The 20,766-nt window shown below is 71.7% G+C and carries 20 protein-coding genes and 1 riboswitch; of the genes, 7 read left to right on the top strand and 13 right to left on the bottom strand.

Translation table 11 applies throughout. The features are described 5' to 3' along the window. Positions 1-12 precede the first annotated feature (12 nt). Together ABZ883_RS09875 and ABZ883_RS09870 are read left to right on the top strand one after the other, a co-directional pair. Positions 13-645 (top strand): HAD-IB family phosphatase, encoded by a 633-nt coding sequence (locus ABZ883_RS09875; protein WP_360904423.1) that lies wholly within the window; start codon positions 13-15, stop codon positions 643-645. Positions 646-862: 217 nt separating this feature from the next. Next, entirely contained in the window at positions 863-2,332 is a 1,470-nt protein-coding gene (locus ABZ883_RS09870) for a globin domain-containing protein (RefSeq protein ID WP_360905118.1), read from the top strand. Positions 2,333-2,400: 68 nt separating this feature from the next. On the opposite strand, the gene ABZ883_RS09865 is transcribed toward ABZ883_RS09870, so the two are convergent. From ABZ883_RS09865 to ABZ883_RS09840, 6 genes are all read right to left on the bottom strand, one after another. Then, positions 2,401-2,928 (bottom strand): NUDIX hydrolase, encoded by a 528-nt coding sequence (locus ABZ883_RS09865; RefSeq protein WP_360904420.1) that lies wholly within the window; start codon positions 2,926-2,928, stop codon positions 2,401-2,403. A 103-nt stretch (positions 2,929-3,031) separates the two neighbouring features. Beyond that, the gene (locus ABZ883_RS09860) at positions 3,032-3,928 is read right to left on the bottom strand and encodes a LysR family transcriptional regulator (RefSeq protein ID WP_360904417.1); all 897 of its coding nucleotides are present in this window, start codon (positions 3,926-3,928) and stop codon (positions 3,032-3,034) included. Between the two features lie 225 nt (positions 3,929-4,153). Beyond that, positions 4,154-5,287, bottom strand: coding sequence for a cystathionine gamma-lyase (locus ABZ883_RS09855; RefSeq protein WP_360904414.1), 1,134 nt, complete (start codon positions 5,285-5,287; stop codon positions 4,154-4,156). Positions 5,288-5,368: 81 nt separating this feature from the next. Next, positions 5,369-6,265, bottom strand: a complete 897-nt coding sequence (locus tag ABZ883_RS09850) for a fructosamine kinase family protein (protein ID WP_360904411.1) — start codon at positions 6,263-6,265, stop codon at positions 5,369-5,371. Next, positions 6,262-6,795, bottom strand: coding sequence for a low molecular weight protein-tyrosine-phosphatase (locus ABZ883_RS09845; RefSeq protein WP_360904408.1), 534 nt, complete (start codon positions 6,793-6,795; stop codon positions 6,262-6,264). Before ABZ883_RS09845 ends, ABZ883_RS09850 begins: the two co-directional genes overlap by 4 nt. A 25-nt stretch (positions 6,796-6,820) precedes the next feature. After that, positions 6,821-7,198, bottom strand: coding sequence for a phage holin family protein (locus ABZ883_RS09840; protein WP_360904405.1), 378 nt, complete (start codon positions 7,196-7,198; stop codon positions 6,821-6,823). A gap of 57 nt (positions 7,199-7,255) precedes the next feature. Here ABZ883_RS09840 and ABZ883_RS09835 point away from each other — a divergent pair, with 57 nt between their 5' ends. Next, positions 7,256-7,573: a cupin domain-containing protein gene (locus ABZ883_RS09835; RefSeq protein ID WP_360904402.1), complete on the top strand. Its 318-nt coding sequence runs from the start codon at positions 7,256-7,258 to the stop codon at positions 7,571-7,573. 123 nt (positions 7,574-7,696) lie between these two features. After that, positions 7,697-7,912 carry a DUF5326 family protein gene (locus ABZ883_RS09830; RefSeq protein WP_360904399.1) on the top strand — a complete coding sequence of 72 codons (216 nt, stop codon included), beginning with the start codon at positions 7,697-7,699 and terminating at the stop codon, positions 7,910-7,912. A gap of 45 nt (positions 7,913-7,957) precedes the next feature. Here ABZ883_RS09830 and ABZ883_RS09825 read toward each other — a convergent pair whose 3' ends face one another. The 3 genes from ABZ883_RS09825 to ABZ883_RS09815 form a co-directional block, all read right to left on the bottom strand. After that, complete coding sequence (locus ABZ883_RS09825) at positions 7,958-9,418, bottom strand: SPFH domain-containing protein (protein WP_360904396.1); 1,461 nt, start codon at positions 9,416-9,418, stop codon at positions 7,958-7,960. A gap of 149 nt (positions 9,419-9,567) precedes the next feature. After that, entirely contained in the window at positions 9,568-9,768 is a 201-nt protein-coding gene (locus ABZ883_RS09820) for a hypothetical protein (protein WP_360905116.1), read from the bottom strand. Positions 9,769-9,794: 26 nt separating this feature from the next. Further along, a complete protein-coding gene (locus ABZ883_RS09815) occupies positions 9,795-11,126 on the bottom strand; it encodes a YibE/F family protein (protein ID WP_360904393.1) in 1,332 nt (443 codons plus the stop codon). A gap of 62 nt (positions 11,127-11,188) precedes the next feature. Next, positions 11,189-11,316: riboswitch (TPP riboswitch) on the top strand. On the opposite strand from ABZ883_RS09815, the gene thiC reads away from it, so the two are divergent. After that, a complete protein-coding gene (gene thiC / locus ABZ883_RS09810) occupies positions 11,308-13,074 on the top strand; it encodes a phosphomethylpyrimidine synthase ThiC (protein ID WP_360904390.1) in 1,767 nt (588 codons plus the stop codon). (Overlaps the previous riboswitch by 9 nt.) A gap of 10 nt (positions 13,075-13,084) precedes the next feature. Here the strand turns inward: thiC and ABZ883_RS09805 are convergent, their stop codons facing one another. From ABZ883_RS09805 to ABZ883_RS09790, 4 genes are all read right to left on the bottom strand, one after another. Beyond that, positions 13,085-14,155, bottom strand: coding sequence for a hypothetical protein (locus ABZ883_RS09805; protein ID WP_360904387.1), 1,071 nt, complete (start codon positions 14,153-14,155; stop codon positions 13,085-13,087). A gap of 162 nt (positions 14,156-14,317) precedes the next feature. Next, a complete protein-coding gene (locus tag ABZ883_RS09800) occupies positions 14,318-15,169 on the bottom strand; it encodes a hypothetical protein (protein WP_360904384.1) in 852 nt (283 codons plus the stop codon). A gap of 164 nt (positions 15,170-15,333) precedes the next feature. Then, complete coding sequence (locus ABZ883_RS09795; RefSeq protein ID WP_360904381.1) at positions 15,334-16,371, bottom strand: metallophosphoesterase; 1,038 nt, start codon at positions 16,369-16,371, stop codon at positions 15,334-15,336. Between the two features lie 201 nt (positions 16,372-16,572). Next, positions 16,573-17,673 (bottom strand): LacI family DNA-binding transcriptional regulator, encoded by a 1,101-nt coding sequence (locus tag ABZ883_RS09790; RefSeq protein WP_360904378.1) that lies wholly within the window; start codon positions 17,671-17,673, stop codon positions 16,573-16,575. Positions 17,674-18,009: 336 nt separating this feature from the next. On the opposite strand from ABZ883_RS09790, the gene hisC reads away from it, so the two are divergent. Both hisC and ABZ883_RS09780 read left to right on the top strand, forming a co-directional pair. Then, complete coding sequence (gene hisC / locus ABZ883_RS09785) at positions 18,010-19,083, top strand: histidinol-phosphate transaminase (protein ID WP_360904375.1); 1,074 nt, start codon at positions 18,010-18,012, stop codon at positions 19,081-19,083. A gap of 171 nt (positions 19,084-19,254) precedes the next feature. Beyond that, on the top strand, positions 19,255-20,760 hold the full coding sequence (locus ABZ883_RS09780; RefSeq protein ID WP_360904372.1) for a cytochrome ubiquinol oxidase subunit I: 1,506 nt from the start codon (positions 19,255-19,257) through the stop codon (positions 20,758-20,760). The last annotated feature ends 6 nt before the right edge of the window (positions 20,761-20,766 follow it).

Below are 20,766 nucleotides of genomic sequence, written 5' to 3'. Positions count from 1 at the left end.
GAGAGAGGGCACGTGGGACGGCTGCACATCTTCGACATGGACGGGACGCTGATCCATGGTTCCTCCGCCAGCATGGAACTCGCCCGCGAGCTGGGCCTGGTGGCCGAGTTCCGCGAGCTGGAGACGGCGCTGGCGGGTGGTGCCATCGACCCGCCCGGCTACGCCGAGCGCGCCTGGGGGATGTACGGGCGGCTGACCGGCGCCCACCTCACGGCGGCCTTCGAGGGCGCTCCGTGGCTCGCGGGGATACGCGAGGTGTGGGCGGACATCGCGGCCCGCGGCGAGCACTGCGCCGTGATCTCGCTCTCGCCGGACTTCTTCGTGCGGCGGCTGCTGGCCTGGGGCGCGCACGCGGTGCGGGCGTCGGCGTTCCCCGCGGTGCCGTTCGCGCCGGACGCGCTGCTGGACCGGTCGGGGATCCTGGTCCCGCAGTCCAAGGTGGCGGCGGCGGACGAGCTGTGCGCCCGGTACGGGGTGAGCCGCGCGGAGTGCGTGGCGTACGGGGACTCGATGTCGGACACCGCGCTCTTCGCCGCGGTTCCGGTCTCGGTGGCCGTCAACGGCGACCACCATGTGAGCGGTCTGGCGACCCACACGTACGCCGGACGTGATTTGCGGGAAGCATATGCACGCGTCACGGGGTGACCGGCCGAATTCCCCTCGGGCGCGCATGCCGCGGCAATAGGGAACGCACGGCTCCGGGCAGGGTTCCGTAGGCGAACGAGCCTAACGGGATTTCTCTTTGCGTTTCCCGTACTTCCGGCTATTTGTCCGTTCGGGCCCATGCGCCTGGCAGGCTCTCCGCGCAGAACGTGTGTCACCGACGGACACCGACCCGGAGAAGCTCGAGGCGAAGCTGATCATGGACGCTCTGACCACGAACGCGGGCGGGCCCGGCATGGGGGCCGACGCCGACACCGACGGATGGTTCAGCCCCCGAAGGCCCCCCGACGGGCCGCGGCCGCAGCACGACGGCACGGCGGGCGGCGCGAGGGCCCCCGGGAGCGGGATTCCCAGCAGACCGGTGCGGCCCATACGCCCGGTGGGCACGGGTGCCGAGCGGATGTCCGCGCGACCGGCGACCGCCGCCGGCCCCGCGGGTCACCGACCGCCCCCGCCCGCCGCGGACCCGCAGCCCCCGCCCCCGCCCCCGCAGGTCCCGGACGTGCCGCCGCGGGCGGAACCGCGGCCCGCGGAACCGGGGGTGAGCGCGGACGCGGCACTGATCCGCAGGACGATGGAAACGGTCGCCCCGGTGGCTGACAAAACAACGTCGTATTTCTATGCGCTTTTGTTCATACGCCACCCGGAATTGCGCGAACTCTTCCCGGCGGCGATGGACACCCAGCGGGACCGATTGCTGAAAGCGCTTCTCACCGCGGCCGAACACATTGACGACGCGGAGACGCTCACCGAATACCTGGCCCATCTGGGGCGCGGGCACCGCAAGTACGGCACCCGCCCCGAGCACTACCCGGCGGTCGGCGAATGCCTGATCGGCGCCCTGACGCGCTACGCCGCCGACATCTGGGACGAGGAGGTCGAGGCGGCCTGGGTCCGCGCCTACACCGCGATCTCCCAGATCATGATCGACGCCGCGGCCGCCGACGAGAAGCACGCCCCGGCCTGGTGGCACGCCGAGATCGTCGCGCACGACCTGCGCACCCCGGACATAGCCGTGGTCACCGTCCGGCCCGACCAGCCCTACCCCTTCCTCGCCGGGCAGTACACGACGCTGGAGACCCCCTGGTGGCCCCGCGTGTGGCGGCACTACTCCTTCGCGTCCGCCCCCGGGGCCGACGGCCTGCTGGAGTTCCACGTCAAGGCCGTCCCGGCCGGCTGGGTCAGCAGGGCGCTGGTGCACCGCGCGCAGCCGGGCGACATCCTCCGGCTGGGCCCCCCGTCCGGCTCCATGGTCGTGGACCACAGTGCGGACAACGGCCTGCTCTGCCTCGGCGGCGGCACCGGCATCGCGCCCATCAAGGCGCTGGTGGAGGACGTCGCCGAGCACGGCCGGCGGCGTGCCATGGAGGTCTTCTACGGCGCCCGCAGCGACCACGACCTGTACGACCTGGACACCCTGCTGCGGCTGGACCGCACGCACCCGTGGCTGTCCGTCCGCCCGGTGGTCTCCGAGGGCGGGCCCGGCAGCCTGCACGGGCAGCTGCCGGAGATCGTCCACCAGTACGGCCCCTGGCCGGAGTTCGACGCCTATCTCAGCGGGCCGCCCGGCATGATCCGCAGGGGCGTGGACAGCCTGCTGCGCAGCGGGATCCCCTCGCAGCGCATCCGCCACGACCTGATCGAGGAACTGGTCGCGGCCGGCGACTGACGCACCCGGGCACCCCCTCGCCCCCGCCCTCACGAGGAAAAACGTTGCCGCACCACCGGCCGCCCGGATCAGCCCAGGTCGGACGAGAGCAGTCCCAGTACGCCCTCGATGTTGCCGTCCAGGTAGTGCCGCAGGGTGAGCGGGACGACCTCCACCGAGGCGAGCCCGACGCGGCTGAAGGGCACGCGCACGATCTCGTACGTCCCCGAGGGTTCGTCCACCTCGGGGCCGTGCCGCCGGGCCGGATCCATGGACGCGAGCCGGCAGACGAAGAAGTGCTGCACCTTCACGCCGTGCGAGCCGTCGCCGGCGATGTGCTCGACGGTGTCGACGAAGGCGGGGACCACATCGGTGACCTTGGCGCCGAGCTCCTCGTCGAGTTCGCGGTGCAGGGCCTCCACCACGGTGGAGTCCTCGGCCTCCACGCCCCCGCCGGGGGTGACCCAGTACGGGTGGAGACCGGGCTTGGTGCGCTTGATGAGCACGAGGGAGTCGCCGTCCAGCAGGATGGCGCGGGCGGTGCGCTTGACCACGGGCCGGGTGGCCGGCGCGGTCGGCGGAGCGGGTGGGGCGGGTGTTCCGGTGTCCGGGGGCATGCCTGAGATCTGCCGCGGCGCGGGAGGGCGCAAACGCCTCCGGGACGGCGAATCGGAACGCGCAGTTCCCTCGGGCGTCACCCGCCGGCCGCCCGGCGCGCGCTCACCAGCCGGCGGCCGCGCGCACGAGCTGCTCGTGCACCCGCGCGATGTGCGGCAGGGCGATCGTCCCGGCGCGCACGGAGACGAAGTAGGTGCGCAGCGGGGGCACCGGCGGCTCCAGCAGCGCGGCGACGGACCCCTCGGCCAGCGCCTCGCCGCACAGGTAGCGCGGCAGCACGGCCATGCCGACGCCGGCCGTCACGCACTCCAGCACCGCCCGCAGGTCCGGCACCACGACCGCGGGCACGATGGCGGGGCTGCTGTCGAAGACCGCCGACCAGTAGTGGTCCAGCAGCGGCATGCCCTCGTCGTAGGAGATCACCGGGACGTCGTCCAGGACGCGCGGCCCGTGGGTGTGCACCGCCTGCGGGCCGCCGATGCGCTCCTGCCAGACGGGCGCGGCGACCAGGATCTGCTCCTCGTCCCACAGCGGGGTGGCGGCCAGCAGCCGGTCGCGCGGGCGGAGGGTGCCCAGCGACACGTCGTGGTGGCCGGCGGCGAGACCGGCCAGCCCCTCGTCCTCACCGGCGAGGGCTATGCGCAGTTGCAGGCCCTCGGCGACCAGCGGGGCCAGGGCGGGCAGGACGCGCAGCGAGGTGAAGGTGGGCGGGCCGGCGAGGTGGACGGTGCGGTTGCCGGACTCCTCGGCGAGGTCCCCCTGGGTGATCTCCATGAGGGCGTCGAGATGCGGGGCGACCTTGTGGGCCAGGTCGTTGCCGACGGGTGTGGGGCTGACGCCGCGCGGCAGCCGTAGGAACAGGGGCCTGCCGACCTGCCGTTCGAGGCTGCGGATCTGGCTGGTGACGGCGGGCTGGGACAGCCCCAGCAGCTGGGCGGCCCTGGTGAAGGATCCGGCTCGGTGCACCGTGACGAACGTGCGCAGCAGAGCCAGATCCATGGAACCGCTCCCTTGAAGGGTTTGTCGTGTCCGCAACTATAAATATATCGATAGGTCTGCATCGGAACTGTGATTGGACACTGACGCAGAGTCAACTAGCCTTGTTCGAGCGGATCTCCGCGCGTAAAGCCAGGGTGGTCCGAGCCACGAGGGGGGAGGCTCGGGCCACCCATTCTGCGTAGCGCCGCCTACGTAGATATATCTGTTCCTGATGAACAGTGGGCGCTACTTGGCGGCGTCGAGCGCGTGCAGCACGTCCCGCACGATGTCGGCCGCGTCCTCCACCCCCACCGAGAAGCGGACGAAGCCCTCGGGCACCGCGTCCCCGCCCCAGCGCGCCCGCCGTTCGGCCGTGCTCGTCACGCTGCCGAAACTGGTCGCCTCCGTCGTCAGCAGCAGCGCGGACAGGAAGCGTTCGGCGTGCGCCTTGTCCGGGAGCGTGAAGGAGACGACGCTGCCGAAGCGGTTCATCTGCGCGGCGGCAACGGTGTGCGCCGGGTCCTCCGGGTGACCGGGGTGGCGCACACCGGTGACCTCCGGCCGCTCCAGCAACGCGCCGGTCAGCGCGAGGGCGTTGGCCGCCTGCCGGTCCACGCGCAGCGCGAGGGTGGACAGCGAGCGGTGCGCGAGCCAGGACTCCATCGGGCCCGGGATGGCGCCGACCGTCTTGCGCCACAGCCGCACCTGGGCGGCGAGTTCGGGACGGCGCGTGGTCACGTAGCCCAGCAGCAGGTCGCCGTGGCCGGACAGGGCCTTGGTGCCGCTGGCCACGGAGAAGTCCGCGCCGAGGTCGAGCGGGCGCTGACCCAGCGGCGTGGCCAGGGTGTTGTCCACCGCGACCAGCGCGCCCGCGGCGTGCGCCGCGTCGGCCAGCCGCCGGATGTCGCACACGTCGAGGCCCGGGTTGGACGGGGTCTCGATCCACAGCAGCTTCGCGCCCTGGAGCACCTCCGCCTGCGCGTCGCCGGCGGTGGGGGCGAGCCGTACCGCCACCCCGTAGTCCTCCAGGCGGGACTGGAGGCTCCGGGTGGCCTGGTAGCAGTCCGAGGGGAGCACCACGGTGTCCCCGGTGCGCACCTGGGAGAGCAGCACGGAGGAGATCGCGCCCATGCCGGAGGAGAACACCAGCGTCTCGGCGTCGGCGTCAGGGGACTCCAGGGCGGAGATCGCCTCTTCCAGCCGGGTCCACGTGGGGTTCTCGTCGCGGCCGTAGGTGTACGGGCCCGTGACGTCGCCCGGCAGGTGGAAGTGCGCGGCGAAGACCGGGCCGGGCAGCGCGGGTTCGTGCGGGCGGGCCTCCGGGCGTCCGGCGTGCACGCTGCGCGTGCTGTCCCCCGGTACGTTCTCGTACTCCGTCATCGCGCTCTCCTCGCTCTCCCCGCCGCGTCGGACCTGCCGGCGGGCCATGTCGGTGTACCGCCCATCCAACCTGATCAGGGGCTATGCCCGCGACAGGGCCTCCCGGGCGGCGGTGCCGGCGGCGGCGCCGTAGTGGCCGCCGAAGAGAGCCGCGTGCACCAGCAGGGGGTGCAACTGGTGCAGTGCCACCCGCTCCCGCCGGCCCGGCACCGGGCGCACCTCCTCGTACGCGGCGAGGATCCGCGGCAACTGCGGGCAGCCGAACAGCTCCAGCATCGCCAGGTCCGCCTCGGGCCGGCCGCCCTGCGCGGCCGGGTCGACCAGCCGGGCGCGGCCGTCGGCGGCGAACAGGACGTTGCCGGACCACAGGTCGCCGTGGATCAGCGCGGGCGGTTCCGGGGCGCCCGCGATCCGCGGCAGCAGTGCGCAGACCCGCTCCACCGCCCGCACATCGGCCGGGGCCATCGCCCCGCCGTCGGCGGCCCGGCGCAGAAAGGGCAGCAGGCGGTACTCGGCGTGGAAGTCCGCCCACTGCTCCGGGGCGGCGGGGGGCGTTCCGGCGGGTGAGGGCAGGGGGAGCCGGCCGATGAAGCCGGGGCCCGCGGTGCCCCAGGAAGCGGCCCGCACGCCGTGCAGCGCGGCCAGTTCGCGGCCCAGCCGCTCGGCCTGGGACGGTGTGGCGGGCCCGGGCTCGATCCACTCCAGGACCAGGGTGTACCGGTCGGCCGCCCATACCTCGGGCACCGCGACCGTCCCGGTGGCGGCCAGCAGCCGCAGTCCCGCCGCCTCCGCGGTGAAGAAGCCGTCCGGGGCGCCGTCGAGCGTCTTGGCGAAGACCGCGTCGTGGCCGGCGGGGCCGCCGAGGCGGGCCGCCGTGCAGACGGAGCCGCCACCCAGCGGGACCGGGTCGCCCACGTCGCGGCCCAGCAGGGCTGATACGTCGGCAGCGAGGCCGCCGAGGCCGCCGGGCCGGTTCATGGTGCCGGGGCGGGCTCGCCGAGGGCGTCGCGCACGTCGGCCAGCAGCCCGTCGGCCGCGGCCTCGCACATCTCCAGGCAGAGCTCGAAGCCGTCCATGTCCCCGTAGTAGGGGTCCGGCACGTCGAGTCCCGTGCCGTCCGCCGAGTCCGCGACCGCCGGGTCCCAGCTGCGCAGCAGCCGTACCTTGGCGGCGTCCTCGGGGGTCGGCGCGAGGCGCCGCAGGGCCCGCAGGTGGCCGGTGTCCAGGGCGACGACCAGGTCCAGGCCGGCGAACCACTCGGGCTGGAACTGCCGGGCGACGTGGTCGTGCCCGTACCCGGCGGAACGGAGCACGGAGACCGTGCGGTGGTCGGCGCCGTCCCCCTCGTGCCAGGACCCGGTGCCCGCGCTGTCGACCACGACCAGGCCGCCCAGCCCGGCCTCCTCGACACGGGCGCGGAAGACGTGCTCGGCCATGGGCGACCGGCAGATGTTGCCGGTGCAGACGAAGCACACGCGGAACGGGTCGCGGGAGGGGTGAGCGCTCATGGCCTCCATGATGCAGCCCCCGCGCTCAGTCCTCGTCGGGAAGGACCATGTTCAGCGCCCAGGACACGATGCTGATGATCAGACCGCCCAGCACGGCAGCCCAGAAGCCGTCGACGTGAAAGTCGAGTCCCAGCTTGCCGGACAGCCAGGAGGTCAGCCACAGCATCAGGGCGTTCACCACCAGGGTGAACAATCCCAGGGTGAGGATCAGCAAGGGGAACGAGAGCAGCTTCACCAACGGCTTCACCAGCCAGTTGACCAGGCCGAAGACCAGCGCGACCAGGACCAGGGTGAGTGCCTTGTGCGCGGTGTCGTCACCGGTGAGCGTGATGCTGCCCACGAGCCAGATGGCCACCAGCAGGGCCCCGGCGTTCGCGAGCGTCTTGACGACGAAGTTCATCATGGCTGAGATCGTCGCAGAAGAGATCGCGCAGGCACAGGGGTGCAAGGGAGCGGGCAATTGAAGGTGTTCCGGCTGGACGACCTGGAGGCCGAACGCGCCGCCAACAACGGCGCGTACCTGAGCTTCCTGCGGGAGCGGAACATGTCCGCCGGGCTCTACGCGCTGGGCGCCGGCGAGCTCGACCCGCAGAAACCGCACGGCCAGGACGAGATCTACCTCGTGGTGAGCGGCCGCGCCCTGATCACCGTGGGGGAGGAGACGACGCAGGTCGCGAGGGGCAGCGTGGTCTATGTGCCGGCCCGGGTGCCGCACCGCTTCCACCACGTCAGCGAGGACCTGCGGGTCCTGGTGGTCTTCTCGCCGCCCGAGGGATGAGGGACGTCCCCCCGGGTCCCTAGGGGGACGGTCAGGGACGGATGGGGACCGCCGGGCCTCCGCGCGGGGCCCCCGCGGCCCTAGCCTTGAGCCAAGGACGAAGACGATACGGAGGAGGAAACGGTGAAGCTCTTCGAGGGCCTTCCCTGGTGGGTCAAGTGGATCGCGGTGCCGGTCATCGCGATCGTGGTCTTCGGCGGCATGATCGCCAGCGCCGTCGGCTTCCTGTTCTGGCTGCTGTTCAAGGTGCTGATCTTCGTGGCGCTCGTCGGCGGACTGGTGTTCGTCGTCAAGAAGGTCACCTCGTCGTCGTCCTCGGACTCCCACGACCGGTGGTGACCCCGCGGGGCCCGGAGACGACCGGACCCCGCGGGAGCGCGCCGCTCAGTCCTTGACAGGGACGTGCTCGGGGCGCTGCGGCGCCGAGCCATTGGACGACGGCTCGGCGGCCCCACCGTTCATCTGGGCGAGCAGCTGACGGGCCAGCCCCAGGCCCGTGCCGCCCATGGTGAGCGCCTTGGCGAACATCTCGGACATGCCGTCCGCGCCGTTGAGCAGCACCATGTGGTCGACGTTGCCGAAGGCGGACGCGCCGGCCCGGACGATCTCCGGCCAGTTCTCGGCCAGTTGCTGGGCGACGACCGCCTCCTGGTTCTCCGCCAGCGCGGCGGCCCTGGCCTTGATCGCCTCGGCCTCCGCCAGACCCCTCGCCTTCGCCGACTCGGCTTCCGCCAGACCGCGCGCCTGGGTGGCCGCGGCCTCGGCCTCACCCGTGGCCCGGGTGGCCGCCGCGCTCGCCAGACCGCTGAGCTTCGTCTGCTCCGCCTGCGCGGCGGCGGCCGACTTCACCCGGTTCGCCTCGGCGACCGCGGCCAGCTCCGTCTCCTTGGCCTTCGCCTCGGCCGCCGAGATCCGCGCGTCGCGCTCGGCCTCGGCCAGCGTCCGCTTCTCGTACGCGGAGGCGTCCGCCGGCTTGCGGACGTCCGCCTGCAGCTGCTGCTCGCGCCGCTGCGCCTCCAGTTCGGCGACCCGGGTCTCCTGCACCACGACCTCCTGCCGGGCCGCGGCCTCGGCGAGCGGGCCCGCCTGCTGCGCGGCCGCGGTGGCCTTGTCCCGTTCGGCCATGTAACCGGCCTGCAGGATCTGGCTGTCCCGGGTGGCCTCCGCCATACGCGCCGCGGCCTGCTGCTCGGCCTCGGTGGCCATCCGGTCCGCCTCCGCCTGCGCGATCCGCGCGTCGCGGTGGACGGCGGCGGCGTGCGGGGCGGAGAGGTTCTTGATGTACCCGGTCGGGTCGACGATCTCGTGGATCTGCAACGAGTCGATGATCAGGCCGAGCTTCTCCATCTCCGAACCCGACGCCGCCCGGGTCTCGGCCGTCAGCCGCTCCCGGTCGCGGATCATCTGCTCCACCGTCAACCCGCCCACAATGGACCGCAGATGACCGGCGAAGACGTTGTGCACCCGCTCGGCCATGAACTTCTGCTGGTCCAGGAAACGCCGTGCGGCGTTGGCGATCGACACGAAGTCGTCGCCGACCTTGAAGATGACCACGCCGTGCACCTTGAGCGGGATGCCCTGCTGGGTGACGCAGTCCACGTTCAGCTCGGCCTCGTTGAGGTCGAGCGACAGCTTCCGCACCACCTGGACACCGGGCATCACCAGCGTTCCGCGACCGGTGACGACGCGGAACCCCATGCCCTCCCCGACCCCGTCCGCACGGTGCTTGGAACCCGAGATGACCAGGGCCTCGTTCGGCTCGGCAACCCGCCACATGAGCCGGAACAGCACGATCACCACAATGAGAGCGACGAGCACCGCGCCCGCCGCGACGCCGATCACCATCGGCACACGCCCCCTTACGATTGGCCCCGATCGGGGCCGCGTACGGGAGTGTGCGCCTGCGCAAGTCGCGCCGAAAGATCCTGGCGGATCCTTGTCGCATTCTTGATACGAAGCCGCCCTGACCCGTCCCCGTCTCGTCCCCGGGCCCGTCAGCCGTAGGCGGGCGCGACATACACGGTCCGTGGCGGCAGATACTCCACGACCACCACGACCGTGCCCTTCCCGATGCTCTCCCCCTCGGTCGCCGGGTACGCGAGGAAGGCCTCCGCACCCCCGCGGACCTGCACGATCACCTCGCCGACCAGCCCCGGGCCCACGGCCCCGGTCACCCTCCCCTGGAGCCCGACCACCCCGTCCACCCCCGTACTTCAGGAACTCACCGTGCCCGGCGCCGGCGGCGCCCGCCGCCCGTGGGGACAGTGTCCCTCCCGGAGCGGTCCGCCGACACCACCAGCGCGGCCAGCGCGGTCGTCAGCGGCACGGCCACCACCAGCCCGATGCTGCCGACCAGGGTCCGGACGATCTCCTCCGCCACCAACTCGCTGCCCGCCACCGCCAGCACGCCGCGCTGCGCGATCGAGAACAGCAGCAGCAGGGGCAGCGCGGCGCCCGCGTACGCCAGCACCAGGGTGTTGACCACCGAGGCGATGTGGTCGCGCCCGATGCGCATCGCCGCCCGGTACAACTTGTGCCAGCTCGCGCCCGGATCGGCGTCCCGGAGCTCCCACACGGCCGAGGTCTGGGTGACCGTCACGTCGTCCAGCACACCGAGCGAGCCGATCACGATCCCCGCCAGCAGCAGACCGTGGATCTCGATGCCCGGATAGAGGTCGTGGATCAGCCCGGTCTCGTCCGAGGTGTTGCCGCTGAGCACCGCCCAGTCGATGAACACCGAGCCCAGCAGCGCGATCAGCAGCAGCGAGCAGAGCGTGCCGAGGACGGCCACCGAGGTACGGGCATTGAGGCCGTGGCACATGTAGAGCGCGATCAGCATGATCGCGCTGCCGCCGATGACCGCCACCAGCAGCGGATCGCTGCCGTGCAGGATCGCCGGGAGGATGAACAGCGTCAGCACCGCGAAGCTGACGATCAGCGCCGCCAGCGCCAGGAACCCGCGCAGCCGCCCGACCACGACCACCGCCGCCGCGAAGAGCCCGGCCAGCAGCCACAGCGGCAGCGCCCGGTCCACATCGGTGACCGAGTACTGCAACTCCTTCGGCGCGCCGGGCGCGTAGGACAGCAGGACCTTCTGCCCCTCGGTGTAGTGCCGGGTCTGGGTCGGCTGCACGATCTCGGTGAAGGTACGGCCGGTGTCCTTGCCCGAGGTGACGCGGATGGTCGCCCGCTCGCAGATCGACGGGGTCTTCGGCGGGGTCGCGCCGGGCTCGCCGGTGTTCGGCTCCGCGTTCACGTCCGCGCACTTGACGTTCTCCACCCGCACCACCCGGCCCGACTGCGTCTGCTGGTCGAAACCGACGCCCGAGCGCTTGTGGGCCGGCACCCCGTTCGGCCAGAGCACCACCAGCCCGACCACCACCGCGGCGACGAACGGGATCAGCACCGCGGCGATGACCTTCCGCAGATGCCGGGAGACCGGCGGCACCGGACCGTGGCCATGGCCGTGACTGTGGCCGTGACTGTGCCCGTGACCGGGGCCGTGGGCGTGGCCGTTGCCGGGGCCGGGGGGCTGCGCATGAGGGGAGTCCACGCGCCGATCATCCCAAGGCGCACTGGTGCGCGCCGGAGAAGACCCGCTAGCGTGGTTCCACCTTTGCACACCGCGGGAGCTCGGAGCACCGGGCTGAGAGGGCGCTGACCGGCCGAGGGCCACCAGCTGCGCCGACCGCTGAACCTGTTACCGGGTAATGCCGGCGTAGGGAGTGGGTCTCATGACCATGCAGGATGCACGCGCGCGCGAAATCGGCTGGCACAAGGGCTACGTGACCGGGTCCCGCCCGGACATCGAGGTCCCTGTCCGCCGGGTGCACCTGACCAACGGCCAGGACGTGACGCTGTACGACACGTCCGGCCCGTACACCGACCCGAACGTGACCACCGACGTCCGCCGCGGCCTCCCGCCGCTGCGGGAGAACTGGATCGTCGCCCGCGGCGACACCGAGGAGTACCCCGGCCGCCCTGTCCGCCCCGAGGACGACGGCCTCAAGCACACCTCACCGCGCGGCGGGCTGCGCAACCTGGACGCCGTCTTCCCCGGCCGCCCGCGCCTGCCGCGGCGCGGACGCGGCGGGCAGGCGGTCACCCAGCTCGCGTACGCCCGGCGCGGCGAGATCACCCCGGAGATGGAGTTCGCCGCGATCCGCGAGAACGTCGCCCCCGAGGTCGTCCGCGAGGAGATCGCGGCGGGCCGGGCGGTGCTGCCGGCGAACGTCAACCACCCGGAGATCGAGCCGATGGTCATCGGCAAGCGGTTCCTGGTGAAGGTCAACGCCAACATCGGCAACTCCGCCGTCACCTCCTCCATCGAGGAGGAAGTGGAGAAGATGACCTGGGCGACCCGCTGGGGCGCCGACACGGTCATGGACCTGTCCACCGGCCGCAACATCCACACCACCCGCGAATGGGTGCTCCGCAACTCCCCCGTCCCCATCGGCACCGTCCCCCTCTACCAGGCTCTGGAGAAGGTCGACGGCAAGGCCGAGGAGCTGACCTGGGAGATCTACAAGGACACGGTCGTCGAGCAGGCCGAGCAGGGCGTCGACTACATGACCGTCCATGCGGGCGTCCTGCTGCGCTACGTCCCGCTCACCGCCCGCCGCAAGACCGGCATCGTCTCCCGCGGCGGCTCGATCATGGCGGCCTGGTGCCTCGCCCACCACAAGGAGAGCTTCCTCTACGAGCACTTCGAGGAGCTCTGCGAGATCCTCGCCGCCTACGACGTCACGTACTCCCTCGGCGACGGCCTGCGCCCCGGCTCCATCGCGGATGCCAACGACGAGGCCCAGTTCGCGGAGCTGCGCACGCTCGGCGAGCTCAATTCCGTGGCCAAGCGGCACGGCGTGCAGACGATGATCGAGGGGCCCGGGCACGTCCCGATGCACAAGATCAAGGAGAACATCGACCTGCAGCAGGAGATCTGCGAGGAGGCGCCGTTCTACACCCTCGGCCCGCTGACCACCGACATCGCACCCGCCTACGACCACATCACCTCCGGCATCGGCGCCGCGATGATCGCCTGGTGGGGCACGGCGATGCTCTGCTACGTCACGCCGAAGGAGCACCTGGGCCTGCCCGACCGTGACGACGTCAAGACCGGCGTGATCACCTACAAGATCGCCGCCCACGCGGCCGACCTCGCCAAGGGCCACCCCGGCGCCCAGGAGTGGGACGACGCCCTGTCCGACGCGCGCTTCGAGTTCCGCTGGGAGGACCAGTTCAACCTGGCCCTCGACCCGGACACGGCACGGGCCTTCCACGACGAGACCCTGCCGGCGGAGCCGGCGAAGACGGCGCACTTCTGCTCGATGTGCGGCCCGAAATTCTGTTCGATGAAGATCTCCCAGGACATCCGGCGGCAGCACGGCGGCACGGCCGAGGAGATCGAGGCCGGCATGGCGGAGAAGTCCGCGGAGTTCGCGGCTTCCGGCAACCGGGTCTACCTGCCGCTGGCGGAGACGGGCGGCAGTTCGGCCGGCTGACCCGGCCGCCTCAGCGGAGGGGGGTCGACCAGGCCACCAGTCCTGGCCGGCCCGCCTCCTTGAAACCCACCGCGAACGGCTTGTCGCCGTCGTCCGTCACCAGGTGGACGCTGCACTCCGTCACGCTGCCGCCCGGCGGGATCGTCCGGGCGACCCAGTCGGACGGACAGCCCGGGATCTTCGTGTCACGGACGAAGGGGGTCTTCCCCGGGATCTGCCGACCGCTCTCGGTGAGCAGGCGGACCTGGCCGGCCTGGTCGGTGTAGAGGTCTTTCGACCCGGTGTTGGTGTAGGTGACCGACGCGTAGTAGGGGATGCCGCGCCGCTCGTTCTCGTTGAGATCGAGATCCAGGCGCGCGAGATCGGCCGGGCTGCCCCGGCGTACGGACACCAGCGTGGCGGGCAGTTCGAGCACGCCGTCCTCGCGGGCGTCCCATTGGACGGGGATGATGTCGCCCGGCTCCGCCAGCCCGGCGGACGCCGCCTCGAGGCCGCCCTCGACGGGCCAGGCGGCGACCGCGCCACCTTCGTCGAGGTAGCCGTCGGCGTTGTGCGTCAGCGACAGCACACCGACGCCCTCGGGCAGCGCGTAGGTCACGCAGGTGGTGTACGAGTCGCCGGGCGCCAGTGTCTTCGGCGCGGTGTCCGCGCAGGGCAGGTCGATCCCGCCCGGCCTGCCGCCGCTGATCCAGACCTTCTCCCCACGCGCCCAGTCGGTGCCGTTCAGTGCGAAATGGCTGTCCACCATGGAGGCGGCGGGGATCGTCTTCCGGCCGATGTTGGCGACCTCGAAGGTGAGGTAGTGGGGGACCAGGTCCTGCAGCTCCTCGTCCACGCGCGCGCCCCGCATGTCCTCCTCCGAGCCCCGGACCAGACTCTTGACCGTGATCCTGACCTCGTACGACCGGTGCTTGGTGTCCGTGTGGACGACGTCCCGCGCGCCGGTCCGCACCGGCAGGTTCGTCCAGGAGGCGGGTCGCTCCACGGCCCCGCCCGCGTCCTGTTCCCCCGTGCACCCGGCGAGGAGGGGTATCGCTGCCGTGCACATGGCGGCCTTTCCGACGTAGCTGGACAGGCGCATGGATTCCCCTTGCCGCACGATGATCCGGATCCGCCGGAGGACTGACGCATCGTAGGACGTCTCAGCGCAGGCAGGTGGCGGGCCCGGCGCGCGACGCTCCGCACGGAGGCGCACGGCACGGCCCCCGGCCCCGGGGTGACTCGGGGGCGGGGGCCGTGGGGGTCAGTTGGGGGCGTGGTCGGGGCCGCCGTAGTCCGGACTGGAGTAGTCGGGGCTGGAGTAGTCGGGACTGGTGAACCGGTGCCCGGGTTCCGGGGAGGACTCCGGGCCGGGGCTGGAGAAGTCGGGGCGGGAGTAACCCAGGCGTGGCATGCGGTGGTTGCCGTCGCCATTGCGGCGGTCCGGCGGGGGCGGGGCGGAGTCCGCGGCCTTGGCCAGGGCCGCGTCGATGAAGGGCTGGAGGCCGCGTTCCAGAAGGGCCCGGCGCCAGATCTCGCGGGCCGCGGTGATCTCGGGCGGTTCGTCGGGTGGACGGTCGGCCCGGGCGGTGGAGCTGTTGCGCAGGGCCGTGAGGAGCAGCCCGATCATGCCGACGACGATGCCGCACGCGGCGACCGCCGCGAAGAGCCAGCCGGCCTGACGCAGGGGAGCGGCGATGTCCGGCTCGGAGTGGCCGAGCGCCAGGGCGTAGCCCAGGACCAGGAAGATCACGGCGGCGGTGCCGGCGAGGACGGGTGTGAGGACGGCGACGATCGCGAACAGCCCGGCGCCCGAACCGTCGGCGACCCCCGGTGCGGCCGCGGCGTAGCCGATGCCGGAGACGGCGGCGACCCGCTGTTCACGGCGTTGCTCGGACAGCGCCTCGCGGGCCTTGAGGTAACTCTCGTACTCCGGCGCCGCGCAGGCGGATATGGGCGCGGCGGCGCTGAGCGCCATGGTGCGCAACTGCTCGGTGTTGAGCGCGTTCCGGGCGTCCGCGAGGGCGGCCCGGGTGCCTTCCGAGTGCAGTGCCGCGTCGAGGACGCGCTCGAACTCCGGGCGGTCCTCGGTGAGCAGATGTGGAGCGCTGTTCATGTGCATCCCCCGATGCTCCGTCTCCGGTGCCGCCCCGGGGTCCGCACTGGATTTCCGGACCGGCTGGGCGGAAGCGGAGGAGAAGCTGCCTACGGATAACCCGATGGTAGAGCGCGGAGGTGACGGGGTGACAGAGTGTTTCCGGAAAATGGGGGTTTCGGCGGCTACAACGGCAGGCGTGCGACCAGGAGTTTGCCCTCCATCGTCACTCCGCCGTCCATGGCCACCGCGAGGTCGTCGGCGTAGACGTGCGGTCCCTCGACGACGGCGGTCCGGTCGGGGGAGTCCGCGGCGTGCTCGCCGCCGGCCTCGCCGAGCAGGTACGGGATGGGGCTGTGGCCGTGCACGACCCGGCGGCCGCCGTAGGTGCCGAGCAGTTCCCGGGCCGCCTGCGCCCCGTCCTCGCCGCGGAAGGCGAAGCGCCGGGTGAACTTGCGGAACAGCTCCCAGCACTCGTCGGCGTCGCCGCGCTGGAGGATGCCGGTGACCGCGTCGTTCATGGCGTCGATGGTCTCGCCGTACTCCAGGTAGGCGGTGGTGTCGGAGTGCAGCAGGAGGTGGTCGTCGGCGAGGGCGGCCGCGTCGAGCCGGGACATCCAGGCGATGTGGTGGTCCTCCAGCCGCTCCATGTCGCTGGTCTGGCCGCCGTTGAGGCGCCAGGCGGCCAGGAAGGTGGCGGTGCCGGCGGCGGAGTTGACCGGGGTGTCGCCGAAGCGGTGGGCGCCGTAGAGCAGCAGCTCGTGGTTGCCCATGAGGGCGCGGGTGTAGCCGCCTGCCGCGGCGGCCTCCGCGGACAGCTGCATGACCAGGTCGATGACGCCGACGCCGTCCGGGCCGCGGTCGGTGAAGTCGCCGAGGAACCACAGGCGGGCGTTGCCCGCCGCCCAGTGGCCTTCGGCGTCGATCAGCCCGATCGCGTAGAGGGCCTCGCAGAGCTCGCCGAGGTAGCCGTGGACGTCGCCGACGACGTAGAGCGGTCCGAGCGGCGGTTCGTCGGCGGCGCCGATGACCGGGAGATCGCGCTGGGTGGGTGTGTACTCCTCGGGGAGCGGCACCTCCTCGACGAGCGTGGGCTCGTAGCCGGTGCCGGACTGCGGGCCCGGAGGCGCCGGTGGCGCACTCTGGGCCGCGGCCTCCGCACCGTGCGGACGCCCGCCGGACCCCGTGCCGAGCATGGGTCCCTGACCTGCCCCCTGAGTCATCGAACCCTCCACCGTCGCGCCACCATCCGCCCATCATAGGAATGACGATGTCGCGGCGTGACACACCTGGTGATAGCGATTTCCTCCGGTCCGGACAAATCCCCCCGGGACGGGCTCATCGCGCCCCGGAGGATGCGCCTCCGCCCGGACGGGCTCGCGGGTCCGCCGCCGCGCTCCCGACCCGTCCGCTTTCCGTACCGCTCATCCCCGGGAGGGCCCGCGCGGCGGGTTCACCGTGGTGCTGGGGGAGCGCCGCTGCGAGGAGGTGCGGACGATGAGATCGGTCGGCATGACCTGCTGGACCGGCCGGCCGCCGTCCACGCCCTCGATGGCGTCGATGAGCAGTTGGACGACGGCGGTGCCGATGCGCCCGGGTTTGAGGGAGAGCGTGGTGATGGGCGGCTCGGTGGCCGCGTAGACCATGCTCTCGCTGCAGCACACCAGCAGCAGGTCCTCCGGGACGCGCAGCCCGTAGCGGCGGGCGGCGGCCAGCAGGTCGGTGCCGTTGGGGTCGAAGAGGCCGTAGACCGCGTCGGGCCGGTCGGGGCGGGCGAGCAGCCGGTCGGCGGCGACGGCTCCGGCGCAGGGGTCGTGGGCCGGGTAGGACTCGACCACCGGTTCCTGTCCGACGCGCTCGCACCAGCTCAGGTAGGCGCTGGTGGACAGCCGGGTGTAGGTGTCCGTGCTGGTGCCGGTGAGCAGGCCGATCCGGCGGGCGCCGGCGTCGGCGAGGTGCTCCAGGATGCCGAGCACGGCGGCCTCGTGGTCGTTGTCGACCCAGGCCTGGACGGGCAGGCTGCCGGCCGGGCGGCCGTCGCTGACCACGGGGATGCCCTGCCGGACCAGTTCGGTGACCATCGGGTCGTGGTCGGAGGGGTCGATCACGACGGTGCCGTCGAGCGCCACGTTGCTCCACACGTCGTGGCGGGACGAGGCGGGCAGGATGACGAGGGCGTAGCCGCGGGCGAGCGCGGCGGAGGTGGCGGCTCTGGCCATCTCGGCGAAGTAGGCGAACTCGGTGAAGGTGAAAGGTTCTTCCCCGTAGGTCGTCACGGTCAGCCCGATGAGCCCCGACCGGCCGGTCCGCAGCGTGCGGGCGGCGGCCGAGGGGCGGTAGCCCAGCCGGTCGGCGACCTCGCGGACATGTGCGCGGGTGGCGTCGGGCAGCCGGCCCTTGCCGTTGAGCGCGTCGGAGACAGTGGTGATCGAGACACCGGCCGCGGCGGCCACGTCCCTGATGCCCGCCCGCTCCAGCCGGCGTCCGACGGGCCGGTTCGCCTGGTGGTTCCCTGCTGCTGTCATGGCGTGGTGATAGTAGGGCTCGGGTGGTCCGTTCGCGGGGGGCCCGCGTGGCGCATTGACAGAGACGTTTCTGCGTTCCGAGGTCCGGCGCAGGGCCTTGAATGCGCAGGTCGCATCAGGTTTCGACCCGCGGATGCGCGACCGGCCGGCGGGATCGCGGGGGCATTGCCCCCTGGTCCGAAGCGGTATCAACTCACCCCTACGAGGGATGCGCGCCACCGCGCGCGCTACCGGCGCGCACCGCTTCGTCCAGCACGCCACCCGGGCCGGGCGCCCCTTGTTTCTCGCGTGCATCAGGGCCTCCCCAGAGCGCTGGGCCGCTCGTATGGTGTGGGCATGAACCCCCGACTGCGCCGCGAACTGGACGGTATCCCCACCTACAAGCCGGGTCGACCCCCGGCGGTGGAGGACGGCGTGACGGCTTACAAGCTGTCCTCCAACGAGAACCCCTACCCGCCGCTGCCCGGTGTCCTCGAGGCGGTCACGGCCGCCGCGGGGAGCTTCAACCGCTATCCCGACATGGCCTGCACCGCGCTCCAGACCGAGCTGGCGGCCCGTTTCGGCGTTCCCGTGGAGCACATCGCGACCGGTACCGGATCGGTCGGCGTGGCCCAGCAGTTGCTGCAGATCACCTCCGGCCCCGGCGACGAGGTCGTCTACGCCTGGCGGTCCTTCGAGGCCTATCCGATCATCACGCAGATCAGCGGGGCCTTCGCGGTGCCGGTCCCGCTGGACGCCGAGGAGCGGCACGACCTGGACGCGATGGCGGACGCGATCACCGACCGCACGCGGCTGATCTTCGTCTGCAACCCCAACAACCCCACCGGCACCGTCGTCCACCGTGCCGCGCTGGAGCGCTTCCTGGACCGCGTCCCCTCCGATGTGCTGGTCGTCCTGGACGAGGCGTACAAGGAGTTCATCCGCGACCCCGAGGTGCCCGACGGCGTCGAGGTCTACCGGGACCGCCCCAATGTCGCCGTGCTGCGCACCTTCTCCAAGGCCTACGGCCTGGCCGGCCTGCGGGTCGGCTTCGCGATCGCGCAGGAGCCGGTGGCGGAGGCGCTGCGCAAGACTGCCGTCCCCTTCGGTGTCAGCCAGCTCGCCCAGGACGCGGCGGTGGCCTCGCTGCGGGCCGAGGAGGCGCTGCTGGACCGGGTGGACGCGCTGGTCGCCGAGCGGGCCCGGGTGTACGAGGGGCTGACCGCGCAGGGCTGGACGGTCCCGGCGACGCAGGCCAACTTCGTCTGGCTGCGGCTGGCGGAGCACACGGCGGACTTCGCGGCCCGGTGCGAGAGCGCGGGGGTCACGGTGCGGCCGTTCGCCGGTGAGGGTGTGCGGATCACGATCGGCGAGACCGGTGCCAACGACGTGCTGCTGCGTACGGCCGAGGCCTTCCGCAAGGAGCTGTAGCGGCCTGCTGACGACCGTCACCGTGCCGGAGCCCGTTCCGCGGTCCTGACCTGCTGCTTCTCCCCTTTTGCCCCCTCCCACCCCCCGGTGTGAGGGGGCAAAAGTGTGTAGGTCATACTGAGCTTGTGAATGCGTTCACTTTCACAAGCGCACCAGAACAGGAGGCGTGACGTGGAGCTGGCACTCGACTCCGTGGCCGTCGCGCGATGGCAATTCGGCATCACCACCGTCTACCACTACCTCTTCGTCCCCCTGACGATCTCCCTCGCGGCCCTGACCGCCGGTCTGCAGACGGCATGGGTCCGCACCGGCAAGGAGAAGTACCTGGGAGCGACCAAGTTCTGGGGCAAGCTCTTCCTGATCAACATCGCCATGGGCGTGGCCACCGGCCTCGTCCAGGAGTTCCAGTTCGGGATGAACTGGTCGGACTACTCCCGCTTCGTCGGCGATGTCTTCGGAGCCCCGCTCGCCTTCGAGTCGCTCATCGCCTTCTTCTTCGAGTCCACCTTCATCGGCCTGTGGATCTTCGGCTGGGACAAGCTCCCCCAGAAGATCCACCTGGCCTGCATCTGGCTGGTCTCGCTCGGCACGATCCTGTCGGCGTACTTCATCCTCGCCGCCAACTCCTGGATGCAGCACCCGGTCGGCTACCGCTACAACAAGGCCACCGGCCGCGCCGAACTCACCGACTTCTGGGCCGTGCTCAGCCAGAACACCACCGTCGTGGTGGTCTTCCACACGCTGACCGCGGCCTTCCTGACCGGCGCCGCGTTCATGATCGGCATATCGGCCTACCACCTGGCCCGCAGGAAGCACGTCGCGGTCATGCGGACCTCGCTGCGCCTCGCCCTGGTCACCGCCGTCGTCGCGGGACTGCTCACCGCCCTCAGCGGGGACCGGCTGGGCAAGGTGATGTACCAGCAGCAGCCGATGAAGATGGCCGCCGCCGAGGCCCTGTGGGACGGGCAGTCCCCGGCCCCTTTCTCGATCTTCGCCTACGGCGACGTGGAGAAGGGCCACAACACCGTCGCCGTCGAGGTCCCGGGCGTGCTGTCCTTCCTCGCCCACGACGACTTCGACTCGTACGTGCCCGGCATCAACGACGTCAACAAGGCCGAACAGCGCAAGTACGGCCCCGGCGACTACCGCCCCAACATCCCCGTCGCCTACTGGGGCTTCCGCTGGATGATCGGCTTCGGCATGACGTCCTTCGCGGTCGGCCTCGCGGGACTCTGGCTCACCCGCCGCAGGTTCTGGCTCGCCGAGGACCGGCGCACCGCCGACGACGAGCCGCCGCACCTGATGCTCACCAGGAACACCGCCCTCTCCCCGAAGCTGTCGCGCTGGTACTGGCGGATCGGGCTGCTCACCATGGGCTTCCCCCTGATCGCCAACTCCTGGGGCTGGATCTTCACCGAGAACGGCCGCCAGCCGTGGGTGGTCTACGGACTGCTGCGCACCGAGGACGCGGTCTCCCCCGGCGTCTCCACCGCCGAGATGCTCACCTCGCTGATCGTCCTCACCTCGCTCTACGCCGTCCTCGCCGTCGTCGAGATCAGGCTCCTGGTCAAGTACGCCAAGGCCGGACCCCCCGAGCTCACCGAGACGGACCTGAATCCCCCCACCAAGATCGGCGGCGACAGCGACGCCGACCGCCCGATGGCCTTCTCGTACTAGGGAGAG

It is taken from the genome of Streptomyces sp. NPDC046977, from assembly GCF_040644455.1.
In the GTDB taxonomy this organism is placed as follows: Bacteria; Actinomycetota; Actinomycetes; order Streptomycetales; family Streptomycetaceae; genus Actinacidiphila.
This window is presented reverse-complemented; position numbering and strand designations above follow the sequence as displayed.